Below are 21,331 nucleotides of genomic sequence, written 5' to 3' on the forward strand. Positions count from 1 at the left end.
AATACCTCAGATAGTATCGGTACTTTCCAATTTCTTATGTAAGTACCCTGTCTCATTCCATTTAATAAGTTTGAACTCGTTATTACTATATTTTAAGTGTGTCAGACTTGTGTTTGATAATCCGCCATCTTTTCTTATGTCAGCAATTTTAGTCCCTAATAATGATTGAATAAGTGTCACTAAAGCGGCACCATGGCTAACAATTAAAATTGATGAGTTAGGATCATTTTCAGCTACAATTTTTTTTACTGCTGTAGTCGTTCTTTCAGCTACTTCCTCAAAAGATTCGCCTTTAATTAGACTAGAATCATAATCTTTAGGTTCATACCTAAATGCATGAATGACTTCTGGAATTTCTCTTTCCAATTTGACAAATTTTTGACCTTCCATAATTCCTAAATCAAATTCTCTCAAATCATCGACAACCGTTAACTTAACTGATTGTTTCATATCATTTATCAATGTTTCAGCGGTAGTTTTTGCTCGTGGTAGTGGGCTTGTATAGGCATTAGAAAGATTTACTCCATCTAATCTCTTTGAAAGTAACTTAATATCTTCTAAACTTTCTGGCAACAAAGGTGAATCTCCATGACCACCTTGATATTTACCTTCTAAATTCCATTCTGTTTTTCCATGTCTGACAAAATATAGTTCCATAATTTATTCACCCTATAAAGTTAATTACTTACTATTATGATGATTTACGATTCTATTTTCAAGTTTTGGACAATTCTATGGAAAAGTCGTGAAAACTTTTTTCTATAAAAAAAGAGGATGCGACGAAAGTCACATTCTCTTGTGTATTACGATTATTATTTATTTCACGCTCTGTTACCTTAAAAAACTAAATATATTGTAACTTCTTTTCCTTCATATATGCTGCATCGATAGTTGCGCCACCTAGACACTCTTCACCATCGTAGAAAACAACTTCTTGTCCTGGTGTAATTGCACGTACAGGATTATCGAAGTCAACAGCTACCTTACCATCATCCAAAACGTGTACTGTAACGCCTACATCTTGTTGACGATATCTAAACTTAGCAGTGCTATGGAATTCATCACCGTAATCTAAACCAGTAATAAATGATAAATCAGATGCTTCCAAATGATCAGCATATAATCTTGGATTATCATATCCTTGATCCACATAGAGAATGTTCTTGGACATATCCTTACCAACAACAAACCATGGCTCGTTAGACTTACCATTTCCACCAATACCAAGTCCTGATCTTTGGCCAATTGTGTAATACATCAAACCAGCATGCTTACCTTTAACTTCACCATCTGGTGTCATCATTGTACCAGCTTGGGCAGGTAAAAACTCACCAAGGAACTTTCTGAAGTTTCTCTCACCGATGAAACAAACACCAGTTGAGTCCTTCTTCTTGGCAGTTGAAAGACCAGCCTCTTCAGCAATACGACGTACTTCAGACTTTTGCATTCCACCGATTGGGAACAAAGCCTTTTGTAATTGATGCTGTTGTACTGTACTTAAGAAGTAAGTTTGGTCCTTGTTAGCATCTCCACCACGAAGCAAGTGAACAACACCGTTATCATCACGGAAGCTCTGTGCATAGTGACCCATTGCAATATAGTCGGCATTCAACTTCTCAGCGTAATCTAAGAATGCCTTAAACTTAACCTCTTTGTTGCACATAACATCTGGATTTGGTGTTCTTCCCTTACGATACTCTGCTAGGAAATATTCAAAAACACGATTCCAATATTCTTTTTCAAAATTAACTGAGTAATAAGGAATACCAATCTTATTGGCAACCTTAGCAACATCCTCATAATCCTCTGTGGCAGTACATACACCAGAATCATCAGTGTCATCCCAATTCTTCATAAAGACACCAATAACCTCATAACCTTGTTGTTTCAACAAAAGAGCACTAACTGATGAGTCCACTCCTCCACTCATTCCAACAACAACGCGCTTTTTTGTATTATCCATAATAAACCCTCTATCTCTTAACTAAAATATTTTTTTCTATTAAAAACTTCATTAAATATCTAAAATCCTCAATTTCTTGAGTTGTATTTTTCGATTTAAAAATATTTAAACTATGTAATCCACTCTTATCTGTTGTTGACATTTTAAGATTACTAAAATCTTTACTAATTGTAACTTTCAAGAAGTAACGGGCATCATATGGTGAATCACCATTAATTGGACGTTCAAGTCGGAAGTTACCTTGTTTAGTCTCTTGAAAACCAACATCTAATAGTGCGTATTTTTTTATTTCAGGACTGATTTCATAAAAGTCAGTATCTCCTAAAATTTGTGCTTTTGTACTCATAGTAATAACCTCCTAAACTCAGTTAAATTAAGTTTGAAGAAACTCAACTAATTAGTCAAGTCTTTAACTATTGAAACTAACTTATTGGAGAAATTAACGATCTCTTCATCAGTATTGTCTTTACCAAAACTGATCCTGATCGAATCATCTATTTTGGGGCTATCTTTCCCAAACATAGCAAGAAGAACATGTGAAGGTTCAAGACTTCCAGCAGTACAAGCAGAACCACCAGAAACAGCAAAATATTCTAAATCTAATCTTGTCAGTAACACTCCACGGTCAATCCCCGGTAAATAGAGATTAAACACATGGTTCAAAGCATTAATGTCTTTTGGTCCGTTAATTTCAAATTTAATATTATTATCTTTTAAAATAGCTTGAATATGTTGTTTAAAGCCAAAATAACGCTCACGGCGCTTCTTTTTTATCTCAGGAGTAATAAGTTCTACTGCTTTGGCAAATCCAGCGATAGCCGGAACATTTTCAGTTCCAGCACGACGTTTAGTTTCTTGATCCCCTCCTTTAATGAAAGAAGGGATCTGAATTTCGTCATTAATATACAAAAAGCCAATGAATTTGGGACCATTTATCTTATGAGCCGAAGTTGACATCATATCAATATGTTGATCTTTAACATCGATTATTTCTTGTCCATATGCTTGAACAGCATCAGTATGGAAAAAGGCTTGATGATCTTGCAATAACTCGCCTATTTCTTTAATTGGATTCTTTGAACCAACTTCGTTATTCCCATACATAATTGAGACTAAGATAGTATCATCTGTCAGAGCATCTTTAACTTGATCAGCTGTAACTTCACCACATCCATTAGGTTTCAAATAAGTGATTTTAAAACCTAAAGACTCCAAATACTTCATAGGTTTAAGAATCGCCTCATGCTCAATTGCCGTAGTAATAATATGTTTACCTAGATTTTGACGTGATAAAGCAGTTTCAATAACTGCAGTATTGTCACTTTCAGTACCACCGCTTGTAAAAACAATTTCCGAATCTTTAGCATTAATACTTTGGGCAATAGTATGACGACTTTCATCTAATACTTTACGTGCTTGACGACCGAAATAATTAGTAGCCGAAGCATTACCAAAATTATTTGCCATTTGTTCAGAAATAACATCAACGACCTCTTTTGCCATTGGTGTCGTGGCAGCATTATCTAAATAAGTAAACTCCAATTTAAAAATCCCCTCTACTCTTGATCTAAGAAGTTCAATAACATTTCAACTGACTTCTTACCAGCTTGAATAACAAAATCGTCGAAATTCACGCTTGCATCCTCATCACCAACATCACTCATTGAACGTATAACAACAAATGGTGTTTTAAATTGTGCACAAACTTGTGCCACAGCTGCACCTTCCATTTCAGAAGCTAGTGCATCTGGGAACGACTTTTTAATTGTAGCAATTTTTTCTTTTCCGTCAACAAATTGGTCTCCGGTTACAATTACACCAACATGTGCAGTCAAATTAGATTTTTTGGCAGCTTTTACTATTTCATCAACATAGAATGAATCTGCTTCAAAAAATAATGGTTGTTCAGGTAGTTGTCCCATTTTATAGCCAAAACCAGTTGCATCTGCATCGTGATAGGCTAATTTACTAGAAATAACAACATCTCCGATTTTTAGTCCTTCACCAATACCACCAGCGGATCCACTATTAACAACGAAATCAGGTTGATAACGGTCATTAACAATTGTCGCTGTCATTCCGGCTTGAACTTTACCGATACCACTTTTGGCAAGGTAAACTTGATGATTTTTATATGTACCGATCGTAATTTCAACTCCGGCCACCTCATCTTTAGTTACGTCGCTTAAAGATTCTCTCAGTAATTTTATTTCTTCTTCCATCGGAACAATTACGCCAATTTTCATTTCATATTCTCCTTTATATAAAAAATAAAATTAAAAAAACAATAATTATTAAGCCAAACACTGTAATAATCGCAATATTTAACTTTTTTTTCAATTTATTTGTCTTATTCTCAAATGATTCTAATTTTTCTTGCATAATCTGATCAGGATGTTCATTACGATACTCTTCTTCAGCACGGATTCTTTCCTGATCTCTCATTTCTTGCTGTCTTTTTTCTATTTGATCTGCCGGTACAACTGAATCATAACTTGATCCATTAGATTTTGAAAAGCGATTTTTAACTTTAGATAGGAAGTTATTTAGCATTCATTAACTCCCAATAAGTAATCGCATAAATTGACTTAGAATCGCAAATAACACCGGCTTCAATTTGTTTTTTAGCTTCATCTAATGTGAGCCTTTCAACATTTAAAAATTCATCTGAATCTAAAGGACGTTTAAACTCTACTTCTTTTAAATTGTCAGCTTTAAAAACTGTTAATTTCTCATTGGAATAACCTGGACTAGCAAAAAAAGCTGTTACTTTTTCTAAATTATCAGTCGTCATACCTAGTTCTTCATTCATTTCACGCAAGGCAACTTCCTTTAGATCACTACCTTCATCAGGATCGATTTTACCTGCTGGGATCTCTAAAGTTTCTTGATCTAGTGGCGCACGCCATTGACGCACAAAAATCATCTTTCCATCATCAGTAAAGGGAATAATTGCGACAGCTCCGTGATGTTTAACTACTTCTCTAATTGCTGGAATTCCATTTGGTAGCATAACTTGTTCCACATCAACATTGATGATCTTTCCACCAAAAACCCGCTTTTGAGCAGTAACTTCTTCATAATATCTAGAATCTTCTTTAGCCATTCTTTAAACCTCTTGATTTTATTAATCTTACTATTGACATAATAATAGCAAATATACAAATTACCAATGCGAATGTCATTGTAACACGCATACCATCAATAAAGATATCTGGTCTATTATTAACATAAGTTGTTACTGATTTTCCGTAAAATCCGCTCATGGATAAAAATAAGATGGTAGTTGATACGGAGACACCAATTATCATTCCCATATTTCGAGCCAAAGCATTTAATCCGCCCGCAATACCCAGATCCTTAGGTTCAACAGAACTCATGATCATAGTATTGTTTGGAGCTTGAAATAATCCATTACCTAGTCCGTTCAATCCAATAAATAACAATATAAACCATAGACTAGTATTTACATTAAAGAATAAATACCCCATTTGAGCAATAGCTAACACAACTAAACCAGTAATAGTCAGTAAAATCGGATTAATTTTAGCTGACATTTTACCAGATATTGGTGCAACGATCACTTGAACGATTGGGAACATCATTAATATGTAACCTGCAATTGATGCCTTCATTCCCAAAGCGTTCTCTAAATAAAATGGTGATACAACATTGAAAAAGAAATTAGTAACAAAAATCAAAAATCCAACAACTAATCCTAACGTAAAATCATGATTTTTAAAAATCCTCAACTCGATCATTGGTTGCTCTGTATTCTTTTGTAAGTGAATAAACCAAGCAAATAATAAAATTGCCAAAACAAATGCCAAAATAATATAAATATTGCCAAAACCAACCGATTGACCAATAAAAATTGCTGCAAAGAAAACTAATAAAGTTACAAAATACACTGAAAATCCACGTAAATCAAATTTTGTTGGATTTTTAGGCTCTTTCTTAGGTAAATTTAAATATCCTAATATTAAAGCTATCGCACCAATTGGCAAATTGATCCAAAAAATATAACTCCAATGGAATTGAGAAAGTATTAATCCACCGATTCCAGGTCCAGCAATAGAGCCAATTGACACGAAAGATCCAATATAGCCTAACGCATAACCACGTTCACGTAATGGAAAAGTTTGAGTGATTATTCCATTGTTAGTTGCCATCGCCATTGATGCACCAAAAGCCTGCAACGCACGTCCGGCTAAAAGAATTGGTAAATTAACACCAAAGCCGCAGATCAAGGATCCTAAAATAAATAAAACGGATCCTGTTTTAAAAACTTTAACTTTACCAATAGAATCAGCCAATTTTCCAAACAATAATAGAAAAATACAAATAGTAATTAAGTAAATTGAAACGATCCATTCGGCCATATTCATCGGAATATTTAGATCCTTACTAATAACTGGCAAAGCAATGTTGACGATCGATCCGTCTAGTGTTGCCATCAAAGTAAAGATTCCGACCGAAATAAGTACCATCCATCTTTTAGGATTTAACTGATCATTCATATGATTTCTCCCTGATAAATAAATTCGATAAAAAAAGAAAGCACTATTCAGCGCTTTCTTTATCTTGTTTAGGATCTAATATAGTTATATTAATTGCCTGTGGTCCTTTAAAACCAGGTGCAATTTCAAACTCAACATCTAGATCTGGCTTGATAAAGAAGTCTTCACGATTCAAAACTGAATCCGCAAAGAAAAAGATATCCTCTTCTCCATCATTTACAAAACCAAATCCTCTTTCATTATTAAAACGGATTATTTTTCCTTGAAACATTTTTAGCCCTCAAAACCTTCTTCAATTGTTTGAGGATATTCCTCAGTAACAATCTTAGCACATCTAGAACAGAAAGTTGGGAAGTTTGAGTCACTACCGACATCTGTCTTGATCATACGACATCTTTGGCAAACGTCACCTTCGGCTTTTTCAACTAATACACTGACTCCTTCGTACTTATCAGCGTTGCTAGGTGCACTGTCTTGACTAACTTCAAATTGAGAAACGATCAATAATTGACCAAAGTTACTATCAATTTTATCCAAAGTGGCTTTTAATTCATCGTCTGGATAAATTGTAACTTTTGCTTCCAAAGATTTACCAATTAATTTATTAGTACGAGCAACTTCAAGTGATTTCAAAACATCATCACGGAATGACATGAATTTACTCCAATTTTCGTGAATTTCATCAGCATCGGATAGTTCTTCAACTGCTGGTAATTCTGTCAATTGAACATATTCTTCAGGTTCTTTTAAGTATTCCCAAACTTGTTCCATAGTATGTGGCAAAATAGGTGTCATTAATTTTGCGATTTTAACAGTTGCATCGTAGATAACTGTTTGCATTGAACGACGAGAATGTGAATCCTCAGGATCGATATAAACAACATCTTTGGCAAAATCAAGATAGAATGTTGACATTTCATTAGTGATAAAACGAATAACACTCTTTGTCACATCAGCAAAGTCGTATTCATCATATTCGTCATGCAAGTTTTTAACTAAATCATTTAGTTTAACAGCAATATATTTGTCTTCAGGACGAAGATCCTCATAAGCAACACGATCAGCCTTAGGATCAAAGTCAGAAGTATTAGCCAGCATAAATCTCATAGTATTACGGATCTTACGATAAGTTTCTGAAACTTGTTTGAATGAGTCGGTTGAAACAGCAACATCAGAACTTGAGTCAACTGATGCAACCCACAAACGAATGATTTCAGCGCCAAATTGTTTTTCAATATCAGAAGGTGCAATTACATTACCAAGTGATTTACTCATCTTAACGCCATTTTTATCAAGCGTGAATCCTTGTGAAAGGATAGCTTTATAAGGAGCAACTCCAAAGGCAGCAACTGAAGTGATCAATAATGAATTAAACCAGCCACGGTATTGGTCAGATCCTTCAAGAACTAAGTCAGCTGGGAATGTTAAGTTATCACGCAACTTAGCAACTCCGGCATGTGCTGTTCCTGAGTCAAACCAAACATCCATAATATCTGTTTCTTTAGTGAATTCACCATTTGGACTAGCAGGATTTGTATAGCCTTCAGGTAAAAGATCTTTAGCATCGCGTTCAAACCAAACATTTGAACCATATTTACCAAATAGATCGGCAACGTGATCAATAATTTCCTTGGTCATAATAGGTTCGCCATTTTCAGCATAGAAAATTGGAAGTGGAACACCCCAAGCACGTTGTCTTGAGATAACCCAGTCACCACGATCACGAATCATATTATAAAGACGTGTTTTACCCCAATCAGGGATAAAACTTACTTTTTCAAGTTCTTCTAATAATTGTGGTCTAAATTTATCAATTGAAGCAAACCATTGAGGAGTAGCACGGAAAATAACTGGCTTTTTAGTACGCCAATCATGTGGGTAGCTATGGCTGAAGAAGCTTAACTTCAATAATGATCCATTTTCAGACATACGTTCAGTGATCATCTTGTTAGCTTTATCATAGAAGACACCTTCATATTCAGGAACCTCATCAGTAAAACAACCATGAGCGTCGATTGGTGAGAAGACTGGTAATTTATACTTCATACCAACTACAAAGTCATCAGCACCAAATCCAGGAGCAGTATGAACTAATCCAGTACCATCATCTAATGTAACGTGGTTACCTAAAATAAGTAATGATTCTCGATCATAGAATGGATGTGTAGCTGTTAATCCTTCTAGTTCACTACCTTTAAATGTCTTTAGAGTTTCAACATTTTCCCAGTCCAATGTTTCTTTCAAGAAACTAATACGTTCTTCTGCTACAACGTATTTCTTACCATCAGCATTGATCAAAGCATAATTGAATTTAGGATTTACACAAATAGCTTCGTTTGATGGCATAGTCCATGGAGTAGTTGTCCAAATAATAAATGATGTATCAGTATCTAATAGGCCTTTACCATCACGGACTTTAAAAGCAACAAAAATTGATGGAGATTTAATATCTTTATATTCAATTTCAGCTTCTGCCAAAGTTGATTCTGAAGATGGTGACCAATAAACTGGTTTTTTACCACGATAAATGTAACCTTTATCAACCATTTCACCGAAAACTTTTACTTCTTCTTTTTCAAATTCTGGTTGATAAGTAATGTATGGATGTGCCCAATCAGCAGAAACACCTAAACGCTTAAATCCGGCCATTTGCTTCTTAATTTCTTTTTCCGCAAAATCACGACACATCTTACGGTATTCAGTCATACTGATTTCTTTACGCTTAACACCCTTTTTAGCCAATTGTTGTTCAATTGGTAGACCATGAGTATCCCATCCTGGTACATATGGTGATCTAAAGCCATTCATTGACTTATATCTAACAATGATATCTTTTGAGATCTTGTTTAAGGCATGTCCCATATGAATATCACCATTAGCGAATGGAGGTCCATCGAGTAATTCAAAAGTAGGTTTACCTTCATTTAACTTTTGACGCTTTTCATAAATTTTATTTTCATCCCAGGCCTTTTCCCACTCAGCTTCTTTGTTGGGCAAGTTACCACGCATTGGGAATTTAGTTTTACCTAAATTTAAAGTATCTTTTACTTTCATCCTTACACTCCTTAATAAAAAATAAAAAGAACCCATCCAAATTAGGACGAGTTCTCGCTATACCACCTATTGGTAAATAATTATAGAAATTTTTAAGAGTTGATATACTAAATAAATTATCCTACTAACCTCTCACCATACGTTAGTTCGCTGAAGAATGTTTTATAAAGCACTTGTTCTCTTAATTATTGTTATTATTCTGATCGTCATTATCAAACTGGAATGTTGGTCCGTTTTGATCATGGTTGATCGTATACGGATCATCCGGCGTTTTATCAGTTTCCTGACTATCAGCAATGTTGTCATTATAATTCATTTGGCCGTCATTGGAAACACTATCTTGATAATTTTCATAATTATCTTCAGGATATTGATTGTTTTCCATACCTACTTTTTGTTTCAAATCACTGGTAGACGTGGCATCAGCCAATTGTTGCCACTTAGGATTATCAATCATTTTCAATTGTTGTTGCAACATTCCTTGGAGCCCTTGGCGGAAACTATTAGTTTTTTGTTTTAATTCATCGGTCTCAATAGTAACTTGACGGGCTTTATCAGAGGCATCTTGTAAAATTTGGTTAGATTTATCTGTTGATTGATCCAATAACTCGCGGGCCTTTTTTTGTGACTCTTCAATTATCACTTGTGCCTCTTGTTCAGCACTAGATTTAACTTTATCAGCTGCATTTTGAGCAACCAAAATTGACTGATTTAGAGCATCTTTCATATCAGTAAAATATTTGAGCTGCTCTTTCATATCAGTAAGCTCTTTTTCTAATTGTGAGTTTTTTTGCAAAGCTAAATCATAATCCTGAACTACTTGGCTCAAGAATTTATCGACTTGGTCACGATCGTACCCACGAAATTTGTGGTCAAAATCTTTATCATGTATCTCAACTGGTGATAATACCATAATTTCACGCCCCTAATTATTTATTAATGACATTCACAAACAATATATATTTATTATTTCTAGACTTTCCCATAATATCATTAATTCTTATTCGACCGTATCCGCGGACACTTAAAGTATCACTCATTGTGATAAAATCACTAGCATTACGCGTACTAGTCCAATTAAGTTGAACTTTACCATGTTCAACTAAAGACTTAGCAACTTGTCTTGATAAATCATAAACTGTTGCAATTACTGTATCAATTCTTAAAGATTGCACACGGATGTCTTCATCGACTGAGTCATCTTTAGGCATCAATAAATCAGCAAAATCTTTTCGGATTAAATGAATCTTATATGGTCCAATCTTTGTAACTTGATCTTCTACATAATCATCCATCTGATCAAATACAAAAAATTGCCATCTTTCACCATCGGTAATGATGTCACCAAAATGATCACGATCGACCCCAGATCCTGTTAACGAACCGAGAATTTGACCGTGATGCAAGTTAGCAAATTTTTCTGGATATCTTATTTCGTACATTGAAACCTTAAAGTCGGATTCTTTTGGTACAAAATAATCAGGGGCAATTATACCCCTGACCCTTTCCGCATTTTCGTAACCACCAAAATAATGAACAAAGAGATCATCATATTTATTGATCAAGTTATCCAAAATCAACTGTTCTCTTAGGTTTAGAAAATCAGTCAATTGCGGTGTATACATTGTCTGTGATTTCAAAAGCAAATCACTTATGCGATCGACAAAAGGTTTTTCTTCTGGACGAAAAAAGCCGCTTTTTAAGCTTATTTTTTCTTTGTCAGCCATTTTAAATCACCATAAATATTACTTTCTGTACTAGTTGTAAAATAATCAAAGCAATTAATGGAGAAAAATCTAGGACTTGTCTATTTAAAAATGGTAAAGCTCTATGAATCAATGCTAGAAATGGTTGTACCAAGCGTACGATCAATTGTCCAAATGGATTTTGATACAATCTGGGCATAAATGAAAGTATACAATAGATAAATATTATCATTTCGTACAACTGAAAAGCTCCAGCAATGATATATGGTAAACCGGTTAAAATTCGATCCATGTAACTCCCCTATCTATTCATTAATATCGGGAATGCTACCATCAATTTCAAATTTAGGGGGTGTGCATAGAAAAATTTTATCTCCTACACGCTTGATCTCACCATTTATGGCAAAGATAGATCCCGTTAAAAAGTCAACGATGCGTTTTGCCGAATCATCATTGATATTGTTGAAATTAACAATAACAGCCTTATTGTTTAACAATTGTTTGGCAACTACCTTGGCATCAGCATATACCCTTGGTTGATAAATAGCTATTTTACTGCTGGTAGTTCTGGAATCTGTTGTTGAATTCATGGAAACAACCTTTTCATTATTAGAATAATCAGCCTCTTGTTGTACAGGTTGATCTTCATCATTAATACCAAAAAAGTTACTGAACTTTTCAAATGCCATAGATAAGTTCTCCTTTATTTGTTGTTACGACGTTTAAAAATTGGTGGTGTTGAGTCATCATCATCGTCATTCAAATCAATTGTTTCTGGTTTTTGGAAAATTTCAAATTCGCCTTTTTCGCCAGATACATTGTTTGACTTAGTTTCACGATTGATATCCCAATCTGCCAATGGGTCACCCTTTGTTTGTGGCAAAGGTTGAACGCTTGATTTTGTATTGTTATTTAAAGTAGCAGCTTTGTTATTTAAATTAGGCATCTTAGCGTTCTTCTTAGAATCTTCACTCTCAACACCAGTAGCAATAACTGTGATCTTCACTTGATCACCAAGTGTTTCATCCATTGATGTACCAAAGATGATATTTACATCTGAAGTTGCTTGATCTGAAACGATTTGAGCAGCTTCTTGGGCTTCATAAAGTGATAGATCCGTTCCACCAGTGATATTAAGAAGCACTTGTTTAGCACCATCAATTGAAACTTCTAATAATGGTGATGAGATAGCCTTATTTGTAGCTTCAGTGATTCTATTTTCACCATTTGCTGTACCAATACCCATAAGAGCAGAACCTTGATCAGACATAATAGTTTTAACATCAGCAAAGTCCAAGTTAACATAACCAGGTGATGTAATAAGGTCAGAAATACTTTGAACACCTTGACGTAATACATCATCAGCAATACTGAAAGCTTCACTCATTGGTGTCTTCTTATCAACAACTTCAAGTAATTTACTATTAGAAATAATAACCAAAGTATCAACATCTTTTTTAAGTTCTGTAATACCATCGGCTGCAAAACGTGAACGCTTTGAACCTTCAAATGCAAACGGACGAGTAACAACACCAACTGTTAATGCGCCGCTTTCTTTAGCAATATTAGCTACGATTGGGGCTGCACCAGTACCAGTACCGCCACCCATTCCGGCAGTGATAAAGATCATATCAGCGCCTTCAAGAGCCTCTTTAAGTGCTTCTTCACTCTCTTGAGCAGCTTTTTGACCGATCTCTGGATTTGAACCAGCACCTAAACCTCTTGTTAATTTAGGTCCCAATTGAATTTTTGTTTCAGCTTTAGAACTTTCTAAGGCTTGAACATCAGTATTTGCAGCAATAAACTGAACACCTTTGATTCCTGTGTCTACCATTCGGTTAACAGCGTTGCCACCGGCACCACCTACACCAATAACTTTTATTACTGCTCCCATGTTGTTGTTTGAGTCTAAAGAATATTCCATTAAGGAGTTCCTCCTGTTTAATTTATCTTAGTTTTTAATCAAAAAATTTACTCCAGAAATCTCTAAACTTATCCATTCCCTTGCGCTTTTTAGCTTTTGGAGTGTTAGATTTTTCAATTTCATCTGGTATTTTTTTATTTGTTGGTTCTGGTTCAACGACCTGTTTGGCTTTTGCCACAGGTTGAGGAGTCGAATTATTTTGGTTAATTGTTGCTCCATTAACAACATTGTCAGCAATAATTCCGATATCGTTTAACCTTGAAGCATAGGTCACCAATCCTAAGCCTAACGCATAAGAAGGATGACGCATTCCCATTTGGGAAGGCACATAGCTTCTGACCTTCACACCAAAGACTTTTCTTGCAAGTTCTTCAATATTAGGGGTAGCAGCAACGCCACCTGTTAGAACTATTCCTCCTGGCAATGATAAAGCGCCAGAATTTTCTAATGGACTCTTTAATCTATTAAATATTTGCTCTAAACGAGCTTCAATTATTTCTGAAATATATTGTTCTGAAATTTGTTCTGGATCAGATTTTCCAACTACTTCTACACTGATAGTTTCATCAGATGAAGTTTCATCAGGATCGGCATTTCCATAGTAAACTTTTAGTTGATCTGCATTTTCAACGGTAGTATTCAAAACTACTGATATATCATGTGTAACATAATGTCCACCTTCAAAATCAACCGTTGATAATTTTAAGTTGTAATCATGAACAACAGAGGCAGTAGTTTGACCTGCTCCCATATCAATGATCACTGAACCAAAACCACTTTCACCATCATTCAAAACTACTTGGCTAAGTGCCATTGGAGAAATAACCTTATGAACAATGTTCAATCCGGCTAATTGAATGGCTTTTTTGGTATTATGGACAATTGTTTTCGGTGCAGTGTAAATGATACCTTTCATTTCTAAACGAACACCGATCATCCCGCGAGGATCCTTAATATTATTAAATCCATCAACAGAAAACTGTCTGGGAATTAAAGATACTACTTCGCGTTCACTAGGTAAGTTTTGTACCATAGCTGCTGCCATAACTTGTCTTACATCGTTCTCAGTAATTTCTTTTGATTCTGAACCAACGGCAATCATACCTTGGCACTTTTCAATTTGTAACATATTAGCAGAGATACCTACTACAACATCGTGGATAGTGATGTTAGCCTGCGTCTCGGCTCGCTTAACAGCTCTTTTTATTGCGCCAGCAGCTTTATCAATATCAACTATGACGCCTCGACTAACTCCTTCGGATCTTTCGCTTCCTACGCCAACAACATTTAGCTTGTCATCTGACGATTCAGCAACCACTACTTTGATTGAACTAGTACCGATATCTAGTCCTACGAAAAACTCTGAATTGTCCATATATACGTGGCAGCCTCCCTTACCTAGAAAAAAATCTTTTCATTAGAAAATTTTAACACAAATATGACTATATTAAACCTATTTCTTAGCTTTAAAAGGATAAGAATATGCACCAATTTCTAAATTAATTACACCCTTTTGCTTCATTTGTGCCGCAATTCCTGGATAATACTTCATTTTTGCTTCAACAGTCCTAATATCAGCGACTACCTTATTACCATCATTCATATCTATTTTGATACGATATGGATTTAATTTAGTTGGAGAATTATAAAATTGAGAAACGTTTGTTCTTACATTATCAGGCAATTTCTTATAAATTTTTGAAATTTTCTTTAAACTTTTTTTAGTCTTAAATCCACTATAGATTGGATAGTTTCCAATTGGCGAATGCATTTTTTGATTTATTATATGCCCGCCATTTATAACACGATAATAATATCCATCCTTATAAATCAAACCTAAGGTAGGAAATTCTCTAACCTTTATCACTACGTCACGTAAATTATTTGATTTAAAAGAAACTGTTTCGATCGAAGGCAATTTTTTCTTAGTTTTATTTGCAATAGATTGATGATCGAGTAAGACATTGACCAATAAACTATTATTATTTATCGCAGTTGCATCAATTACTTGCTGTGCTCCTAAATCATTAACACCTTCAACTGTAATATTTCTTACCTTACTAAGCGGAGAACCTAGGTAAGCGATAAATATTATCACAACAGCTAAAATTAAAATAATGCTATTTTTACCTACATTCTTCCTTTTCTTTGCCATAATGACTCCTCAATTACTTAACTAAAGCAGTTAATACCTTGATCAATTTATCAGCTGCATCTGGTACACCGATCTCTTTTGAAGCATTGGACATCTTTACTCTAATGTCCTTACTGCTCATTATCTTATTTACCTCTGAATAAAGCGATTCTTCGGTTAAATTATCTTCAGTGATCATGACTGCTGCACCATTTTTAGCGACTGACAAAGCATTTTTGGTTTGATGATCATGTGTAACATACGGGCTGGGAATAAATATTGCTGGAATTCCTAATGCTGTTATTTCAGCAATACTTGTAGCACCACTTCGCCCAACGATCAAACTGATATCTGGCAAAATTTCAGGCATATTATCAATATATGGTTGCACAGATATATTTTCCATGTTAATGGAATTAGAATCAATTTTTTTGATTACATCCTCATAGTGGACCCTACCTGTTACAAACAAAACTTGATAATCTGATTGAGAAAATTTGCTTAAAGATTCGATAGTTGTTCGATTAATAGGCGCTGCACCACGCGATCCACCAAAGATCATAACTGTCGGCTTATCTGCTTGTAACTTATAATACTTTAAACGGTCATTTACTTTAATTTTTGCTACTTCTTGTGCTCTAGGATTACCCGTAAAAACAATTTTTCTCTTTTCACTGAATTGATCCTGTGCCTCTTTAAAAGCAATCGCTATCTTATCGACAAAGTGTCCTAAAAATTTATTTGTAATACCGGCGATAGTATTTTGTTCATGGATCACTGTTGGGATATGTAATCTATGTGCTGCATAAACAACCGCACTGGAAACATAACCACCAGTACCAATCACAACATCAGGCCGGAATTCTTTAATTATTTTTTTAGACTTGCCGACACTCGACAGGAATAATTGCATAACTTTGATATTTTCTAAAGTTAACTTACGTTTGAATCCTTTGATCTCAATTGTTTTAAAAGGAATACCAGCATTCTTCACGATCTTGCTTTCTAGGCCTTTTTGTGTACCTACATATAAAACCTCATCAACGAGTTCTCTTTCCTTTAGACGCTTAATTAACGCCATTGCGGGATAAATATGTCCACCGGTACCGCCACCAGAAACTACTATTCGTAATTTGGTCATTATGATTCTCCTTTAAGTCCTTCGACTTCTTCGATAAATTGATCTCCACGTTGTTCAAAATTATCAAATTGATCCCAACTTGCGGCTGCAGGTGACAATAAGACAACATCACCTTTATCACTTTGAGAGTATGCCTCAGGTACAGCTTCTGTTAAGTTAGAAACTTTTATAATATTAGTTATATTGGCCTTTTGAGCGGCATCGACCATTTTATCAGCGGTTTCACCATACAAGACAATATTTTTAACTTTTTCAAGTGGTTTGATCAATTCATCAAAGCCATTGCCTCGATCCAAACCGCCGGCAATCAATGTTAATGGTTTGTCGCCAAATGCCTCTAAAGCCACTGTTGTAGCTTCGATATTAGTAGCTTTTGAGTCATTGTAAAATTTACGACCGTTAAATTCATCTACAAATTGAATACGATGCTTAACTCCCTTGAAAGAAGTTAAGACATTGATTATATCTTCATTGCTGACGTCGAATATTTTGGCAACATTGATTGCAGCTAAAGCATTTTGAACGTTATGTTCACCAGGGATCTTTATTGCATCAATGTTCAAAATGAATTCTTTATCATAATAAATTTCATTATTTTTAACATATGCACCATGTTCTAATTCTTGTTTATCTGAAAATGGAACAACTTGTGCTTGAGTATCTTTTGCTAATTGACGCCATTCATCTTCATTCCAATTGACGATAAAGTAATCATCTTTAGTCTGATTTTTTGTTATGTGCATCTTAGCTTTAATATAATTGGCTCTTGTGCCATGAAAATCTAGATGAGTTGAATATATATTATTTAATACAGCCACGTGGGGGTGTAAGTCAATTGTTCCTTCTAGTTGAAAACTTGAAAGTTCAGTCACTACAACGTCGTTTTTAGTAGCCTTTTGAATAACCTCAGAAATAGGGATACCAATATTACCTGCATAAAAAGAATTGGTGAATTTAGGTGAGTGCGACAACATCAATTTAATTAAAGTTGTAACAGTTGTTTTACCATTTGTTCCAGTAACACCAACCATATGTGCATCAGAGAAGCTATATGCTACTTCTGGTTCTGTAATAACAGGGATCTTTAATTCCAAAGCGTGTTGAATTAAGTCATTTGAATAAAAGATACCGGGGTTTTTTACAACATAATCGTATGATTCATCGATCAAACTAGCGTCGTTACTGCCAGTGATAACTTTAAAGCCCTGTTCCAATAATTCTTTAGCTTCCGTATTTCCTTCTAATGGATTCGAGTCGACCACAGTCACTTCTGAATTCATTTTCTTTAATAGCTTTGCTACGGCAAAACCACTTTTGGCTAAACCTAAAACGAGAATTTTTTTATTTGAATATCTACTTTCTGATTTCATGACTGACTTCCTATATAAATAATATTAGATAAATTCCTGAACAAACGATTCCGACGATCCAAAAAATAATATCAACTTTCCATTCATTCCATCCCATCATCTCAAAGTGATGATGAATTGGTGTCATTTTAAAAATACGTTTATGGAAAACTTTGAATGAAAAGACTTGCAACATAACACTAGCAGTTTCCAAAACATAAACTAGTCCTATTAAAAGCAATGACCAGTAACGTCCTAACAAAATAGCTATGGCAGCAAGACCAGCTCCTAAAGCTAATGAACCGACATCACCCATGAATATCTTTGCTGGTTTATGATTAAAAATCAAGAACGCAAGTAATCCACCGACTACTGAAAAACAAACAATAGCAATGTCTATTCTATTTTGATTCAAGGCAATTATTCCATACGTTCCATAAGAAATAGTTGCTAAACCACCTAAAAGTCCATCTAAACCATCCGTTAGGTTAGTAGCATTTGAAAATCCAACCAGCCAAAAAATAGTAAATAAGATAAAAATTATTACTGAATCGATCGACCAAATTCCCGGAATAGTGAAATTAAACGGCAATTGATCAGTCGCATAAACGTAGATGAAAATAAAAGCAACAATAATTTGTAAAACCAATTTTTGTAAAACTTTTAATCCCAAATTACGTTTTTTAAATACTTTAATAAAATCATCAATAAATCCGATTCCACCGTAAAGAATTATCACCAAAGTAATAATTATCAGTGAATGTGTTAATTGATTTTGCCAAGCTCCGACCCATACATTGGTGATCGCCATGGCTATGATGATCAAAAGTCCTCCCATAGTAGGAGTTCCTGACTTCTTTGCGTGCCATTTTGGCCCAACTTCACGTATCGATTGACCTTCTTTATGCGATATTAAATATCCAATAAAAAAGGGCATTAGAATTGAGACGATAGCAAATGTGCTAACTATATCTATAATAATTTGACTTAGTTCCATGTAAATCCCCTTAACCTATTTATTTTTCAATGTAACTATAATTTTACCACTGTCATTTAAAACATGACCTGACTTGAGTGATTGAGATACTACATACCCATCTCCTTTTGTCGTAACATGTTTTCCAGTAACTTCCGCAAATTTTAGAACATCATTTTTTGACCAACCGGTTAAATCAGGCATTGTCATGGCTCCATTAGTTAATAAAACTATTCTTTGGCCAGGCATAACTTTTTCACCGCTTGCTGGTAGTTGTTGAACAACTTTATCACCAGTACCAATGATACCTGCTTGTAGATCTAATGCTTTGATCTTCTTACTTGCATTATCAGTCGTACCATTCAAAAGACTTGGAATACTTACATATTGACTTCCAGCAACTGTTGATTTTGTGGGTGAACTTCCTTGATTGACTAAGCGAGTAACCAAAGGATTAAAAATTTCTGATAATATTTTTTCTGGAGATTCAGTCATCTTTTGAGGCTGTTTCATCGTAATATACACAATATAATTAGGATCATCATATGGGACCATTCCCGCAACTGAGAATATATAATTATTGGTTCCACTTAGATATCCGCCACTCTCTGATGCAATTTGAGCAGTACCAGTCTTAACTCCGACCTTTACATCAGGGACATTATAAACTAAACCTGTTCCATATTTTTTTGTAACAACTTGGCGCATGGCTTTTTTGACTTTTTTGGCTGTACTTGCTGAAATAGGATGACCGACTGTTTCTGTCTTGTAGCTCTTTTCTGTTTTCCCAGTTTCTTCATTGACAACTTTTTTAATAATTTGTGGTTTAACCATTTTCCCATTATTTGCCACGGCCGAAAATGCTTGCAACATTTGAATGGCGTTGACATTAACACTTTGACCAAAAGAAGTCATAGCTTGGTCACTAGCATGTTCATAAGAAATACTTCCTGAAACTTCACCGGGCAATTGTATACCTGTTTTTTCACCGATCTTAAATCGTTTCATATATTTCATCCAAGTATCAGAACCCATCTTTTCTTCTAAATGGACCATTCCAACATTGGACGACCTTGGAAATGCTTCAGAGATAGGAATAGATCCCCATCCAGCATCATTCCAGTCATTGATCTTTCTACTACCGACTTCAACAGAACCAGATTGATATAACTCATTGGGATCATAATTTCCGGAATCAATAGCTGCTGATAAAGTCAATATTTTCATGACTGAACCAGGCTCGTATTGATCTTCCACTAAAGTATCACGCCAGCTATCACTCAATCCTTTACCAGTTGTAGGGTTAAAAGTCGGTCTTTGAGTAGCGGCTTCAATTTGACCAGTTTTTGCATTCATGACAACTACTTGCAAATTCTTAGGTTCATATTTTTCTTCAACGTTTTGAGCTAAGATCTCGGCATATTGTTGAATCCGGCTATTTAAAGTAAGGTAAATATTTGCCCCGTCAACAGCACTTTTTTCTACTACTTGGGAATTAGGCAATTCATTACCATTCGAGTCTTGTTTAACTATCTTTTTACCATTAGTTCCTGAGAGCATTTTATTAAAATACTTCTCGATCCCCATGACACCACTAATATTACTGTTAGCATCATTAGCATTAATAGCTTGAGTAATTCCAACTAAATTAGTGGCAAAAACGCCGTTTGGATAGGCTCTTGAAGGTAATTCAACAAATTTTATCCCAGTTAACTTTTTTGAAGCAATTTTATTCTTTATTTCAATCGACAAGTCACGTCCGGCTTGACCAAATTCGACCTGATATTGTTTTTTATTCTTAGGATTTAAATATTTTAATGCTTCTTTTTTTGAAATAGGCAAATATTTACTCAAAACTGTTGCCACTTGAGATTTATCCTTTACATAATCAGGTTTCCCATCTTCAGTTTTAGCAGAATGAGAAACAACCGCATAAATATTATAAATACTTGAATCTCCAGCAATCATTTCACCATTAGTATCTAATATTTCACCACGATGCGCGTTAACTTTTGATGAATGCTCATACTTTAATTTAGTTCTTTGAGCTAAATTTACTCCGTTATATTGTTTATTTATCGCAATTGAAGTAAATCTAGTGGTTAAAGCTATAAAAAAAAGGGCAGTCACGAGCACTATGATAATTCCCACAATATAGTGATTTCGTGTTGCCTTATTTGATAAAGCTTTTTTTATAATCCGTCTCATTTTGAAACATTCCTTACATTCTTGTTACTCATTTTTAAATTATGTTCTTTAGCAAATGAAGACAGACGATCAAAGCTTGTCATCTCTGAAATTTCTTGTCGCAAATTGACATTTTCAGTACTTGCTTTATTTACTTTAGTTGTAATCTCATCTAAATTGTTTTGAGCTGCGGTCATAGAAACATTAATGCCAACCAAAGTCACCATTAATGACAACACTAAAACACCCAAACCTACCAATAAACTAATTTCTAGTTTAGATATGGCCACTCGGCGTGATATTTTGGGTGTTGCTATCGGCTCTTGTTGAACCTCTTCATAGTTTTGTAGATTTCTAGCTGTACTCTCTCTCATTTT

Annotated in this window: 22 protein-coding genes; all 22 read right to left on the reverse strand. The window is 34.7% G+C overall.

Annotated elements, in window-relative coordinates:
- Positions 1-6 precede the first annotated feature (6 nt).
- Positions 7-660, reverse strand: coding sequence for a histidine phosphatase family protein (locus tag EKM77_RS02460; protein WP_164507707.1), 654 nt, complete (start codon positions 658-660; stop codon positions 7-9).
- Between the two features lie 184 nt (positions 661-844).
- Complete coding sequence (gene mnmA, locus EKM77_RS02465) at positions 845-1,963, reverse strand: tRNA 2-thiouridine(34) synthase MnmA (RefSeq protein WP_164507692.1); 1,119 nt, start codon at positions 1,961-1,963, stop codon at positions 845-847.
- 10 nt (positions 1,964-1,973) lie between these two features.
- Complete coding sequence (locus EKM77_RS02470) at positions 1,974-2,309, reverse strand: hypothetical protein (protein WP_125592292.1); 336 nt, start codon at positions 2,307-2,309, stop codon at positions 1,974-1,976.
- 47 nt (positions 2,310-2,356) lie between these two features.
- A complete protein-coding gene (locus EKM77_RS02475; RefSeq protein ID WP_125592294.1) occupies positions 2,357-3,505 on the reverse strand; it encodes a cysteine desulfurase family protein in 1,149 nt (382 codons plus the stop codon).
- Positions 3,506-3,519: 14 nt separating this feature from the next.
- Complete coding sequence (locus tag EKM77_RS02480; protein WP_125592296.1) at positions 3,520-4,209, reverse strand: 5'-methylthioadenosine/adenosylhomocysteine nucleosidase; 690 nt, start codon at positions 4,207-4,209, stop codon at positions 3,520-3,522.
- 13 nt (positions 4,210-4,222) lie between these two features.
- A complete protein-coding gene (locus EKM77_RS11010; protein WP_225425169.1) occupies positions 4,223-4,516 on the reverse strand; it encodes a hypothetical protein in 294 nt (97 codons plus the stop codon).
- Positions 4,506-5,069 (reverse strand): NUDIX hydrolase, encoded by a 564-nt coding sequence (locus tag EKM77_RS02490; RefSeq protein ID WP_125592298.1) that lies wholly within the window; start codon positions 5,067-5,069, stop codon positions 4,506-4,508. The genes EKM77_RS11010 and EKM77_RS02490 overlap by 11 nt, the downstream gene beginning before the upstream one ends.
- On the reverse strand, positions 5,062-6,483 hold the full coding sequence (locus EKM77_RS02495) for an MFS transporter (RefSeq protein WP_125592300.1): 1,422 nt from the start codon (positions 6,481-6,483) through the stop codon (positions 5,062-5,064). Before EKM77_RS02495 ends, EKM77_RS02490 begins: the two co-directional genes overlap by 8 nt.
- A gap of 43 nt (positions 6,484-6,526) precedes the next feature.
- Complete coding sequence (locus EKM77_RS02500; RefSeq protein WP_125592302.1) at positions 6,527-6,754, reverse strand: cold-shock protein; 228 nt, start codon at positions 6,752-6,754, stop codon at positions 6,527-6,529.
- A 2-nt stretch (positions 6,755-6,756) separates the two neighbouring features.
- The gene (ileS, locus tag EKM77_RS02505; protein WP_125592304.1) at positions 6,757-9,537 is read right to left on the reverse strand and encodes an isoleucine--tRNA ligase; all 2,781 of its coding nucleotides are present in this window, start codon (positions 9,535-9,537) and stop codon (positions 6,757-6,759) included.
- Between the two features lie 181 nt (positions 9,538-9,718).
- Positions 9,719-10,450: a DivIVA domain-containing protein gene (locus EKM77_RS02510; protein ID WP_125592306.1), complete on the reverse strand. Its 732-nt coding sequence runs from the start codon at positions 10,448-10,450 to the stop codon at positions 9,719-9,721.
- Positions 10,451-10,466: 16 nt separating this feature from the next.
- Positions 10,467-11,264, reverse strand: coding sequence for a YlmH family RNA-binding protein (locus EKM77_RS02515; RefSeq protein ID WP_125592308.1), 798 nt, complete (start codon positions 11,262-11,264; stop codon positions 10,467-10,469).
- 1 nt (position 11,265) lies between these two features.
- Positions 11,266-11,535 carry a YggT family protein gene (locus tag EKM77_RS02520; RefSeq protein WP_125592310.1) on the reverse strand — a complete coding sequence of 90 codons (270 nt, stop codon included), beginning with the start codon at positions 11,533-11,535 and terminating at the stop codon, positions 11,266-11,268.
- 13 nt (positions 11,536-11,548) lie between these two features.
- The gene (locus EKM77_RS02525; protein WP_125592312.1) at positions 11,549-11,932 is read right to left on the reverse strand and encodes a cell division protein SepF; all 384 of its coding nucleotides are present in this window, start codon (positions 11,930-11,932) and stop codon (positions 11,549-11,551) included.
- 14 nt (positions 11,933-11,946) lie between these two features.
- Positions 11,947-13,167 carry a cell division protein FtsZ gene (gene ftsZ / locus EKM77_RS02530; RefSeq protein ID WP_125592314.1) on the reverse strand — a complete coding sequence of 407 codons (1,221 nt, stop codon included), beginning with the start codon at positions 13,165-13,167 and terminating at the stop codon, positions 11,947-11,949.
- A gap of 34 nt (positions 13,168-13,201) precedes the next feature.
- Positions 13,202-14,542, reverse strand: coding sequence for a cell division protein FtsA (gene ftsA, locus EKM77_RS02535; protein WP_125592316.1), 1,341 nt, complete (start codon positions 14,540-14,542; stop codon positions 13,202-13,204).
- Positions 14,543-14,620: 78 nt separating this feature from the next.
- Positions 14,621-15,322 carry a cell division protein FtsQ/DivIB gene (locus EKM77_RS02540; RefSeq protein WP_125592318.1) on the reverse strand — a complete coding sequence of 234 codons (702 nt, stop codon included), beginning with the start codon at positions 15,320-15,322 and terminating at the stop codon, positions 14,621-14,623.
- 13 nt (positions 15,323-15,335) lie between these two features.
- On the reverse strand, positions 15,336-16,442 hold the full coding sequence (gene murG, locus EKM77_RS02545) for an undecaprenyldiphospho-muramoylpentapeptide beta-N-acetylglucosaminyltransferase (protein WP_125592320.1): 1,107 nt from the start codon (positions 16,440-16,442) through the stop codon (positions 15,336-15,338).
- Complete coding sequence (murD, locus tag EKM77_RS02550; protein ID WP_125592322.1) at positions 16,442-17,812, reverse strand: UDP-N-acetylmuramoyl-L-alanine--D-glutamate ligase; 1,371 nt, start codon at positions 17,810-17,812, stop codon at positions 16,442-16,444. Before murD ends, murG begins: the two co-directional genes overlap by 1 nt.
- 10 nt (positions 17,813-17,822) lie before the next feature.
- Positions 17,823-18,788, reverse strand: coding sequence for a phospho-N-acetylmuramoyl-pentapeptide-transferase (mraY, locus tag EKM77_RS02555; RefSeq protein WP_125592324.1), 966 nt, complete (start codon positions 18,786-18,788; stop codon positions 17,823-17,825).
- 15 nt (positions 18,789-18,803) lie between these two features.
- Entirely contained in the window at positions 18,804-20,975 is a 2,172-nt protein-coding gene (locus EKM77_RS02560; RefSeq protein WP_125592325.1) for a penicillin-binding transpeptidase domain-containing protein, read from the reverse strand.
- Positions 20,972-21,328, reverse strand: a complete 357-nt coding sequence (gene ftsL / locus EKM77_RS02565) for a cell division protein FtsL (RefSeq protein ID WP_125592327.1) — start codon at positions 21,326-21,328, stop codon at positions 20,972-20,974. Before ftsL ends, EKM77_RS02560 begins: the two co-directional genes overlap by 4 nt.
- Positions 21,329-21,331: the final 3 nt, after the last annotated feature.

Origin of the sequence: Companilactobacillus baiquanensis (assembly GCF_003946605.1) — a bacterium.
GTDB lineage: Bacteria > Bacillota > Bacilli > Lactobacillales > Lactobacillaceae > Companilactobacillus > Companilactobacillus baiquanensis.

What these genes read in the sequence shown, in the direction of transcription:
- ftsZ (WP_125592314.1), bottom strand. Translation starts at nt 13,167, where the DNA reads ATGGAATATTCTTTAGACTCAAACAACAACATGGGAGCAGTAATAAAA.
- ileS (WP_125592304.1), bottom strand. Translation starts at nt 9,537, where the DNA reads ATGAAAGTAAAAGATACTTTAAATTTAGGTAAAACTAAATTCCCAATG.
- mnmA (WP_164507692.1), bottom strand. Translation starts at nt 1,963, where the DNA reads ATGGATAATACAAAAAAGCGCGTTGTTGTTGGAATGAGTGGAGGAGTG.
- EKM77_RS02470 (WP_125592292.1), bottom strand. Translation starts at nt 2,309, where the DNA reads ATGAGTACAAAAGCACAAATTTTAGGAGATACTGACTTTTATGAAATC.
- EKM77_RS02525 (WP_125592312.1), bottom strand. Translation starts at nt 11,932, where the DNA reads ATGGCATTTGAAAAGTTCAGTAACTTTTTTGGTATTAATGATGAAGAT.
- EKM77_RS02520 (WP_125592310.1), bottom strand. Translation starts at nt 11,535, where the DNA reads ATGGATCGAATTTTAACCGGTTTACCATATATCATTGCTGGAGCTTTT.
- EKM77_RS02540 (WP_125592318.1), bottom strand. Translation starts at nt 15,322, where the DNA reads ATGGCAAAGAAAAGGAAGAATGTAGGTAAAAATAGCATTATTTTAATT.
- EKM77_RS02515 (WP_125592308.1), bottom strand. Translation starts at nt 11,264, where the DNA reads ATGGCTGACAAAGAAAAAATAAGCTTAAAAAGCGGCTTTTTTCGTCCA.
- EKM77_RS02490 (WP_125592298.1), bottom strand. Translation starts at nt 5,069, where the DNA reads ATGGCTAAAGAAGATTCTAGATATTATGAAGAAGTTACTGCTCAAAAG.
- EKM77_RS02480 (WP_125592296.1), bottom strand. Translation starts at nt 4,209, where the DNA reads ATGAAAATTGGCGTAATTGTTCCGATGGAAGAAGAAATAAAATTACTG.
- mraY (WP_125592324.1), bottom strand. Translation starts at nt 18,788, where the DNA reads ATGGAACTAAGTCAAATTATTATAGATATAGTTAGCACATTTGCTATC.
- EKM77_RS02500 (WP_125592302.1), bottom strand. Translation starts at nt 6,754, where the DNA reads ATGTTTCAAGGAAAAATAATCCGTTTTAATAATGAAAGAGGATTTGGT.
- ftsA (WP_125592316.1), bottom strand. Translation starts at nt 14,542, where the DNA reads ATGGACAATTCAGAGTTTTTCGTAGGACTAGATATCGGTACTAGTTCA.
- EKM77_RS11010 (WP_225425169.1), bottom strand. Translation starts at nt 4,516, where the DNA reads ATGCTAAATAACTTCCTATCTAAAGTTAAAAATCGCTTTTCAAAATCT.
- ftsL (WP_125592327.1), bottom strand. Translation starts at nt 21,328, where the DNA reads ATGAGAGAGAGTACAGCTAGAAATCTACAAAACTATGAAGAGGTTCAA.
- EKM77_RS02495 (WP_125592300.1), bottom strand. Translation starts at nt 6,483, where the DNA reads ATGAATGATCAGTTAAATCCTAAAAGATGGATGGTACTTATTTCGGTC.
- murD (WP_125592322.1), bottom strand. Translation starts at nt 17,812, where the DNA reads ATGAAATCAGAAAGTAGATATTCAAATAAAAAAATTCTCGTTTTAGGT.
- murG (WP_125592320.1), bottom strand. Translation starts at nt 16,442, where the DNA reads ATGACCAAATTACGAATAGTAGTTTCTGGTGGCGGTACCGGTGGACAT.
- EKM77_RS02560 (WP_125592325.1), bottom strand. Translation starts at nt 20,975, where the DNA reads ATGAGACGGATTATAAAAAAAGCTTTATCAAATAAGGCAACACGAAAT.
- EKM77_RS02510 (WP_125592306.1), bottom strand. Translation starts at nt 10,450, where the DNA reads ATGGTATTATCACCAGTTGAGATACATGATAAAGATTTTGACCACAAA.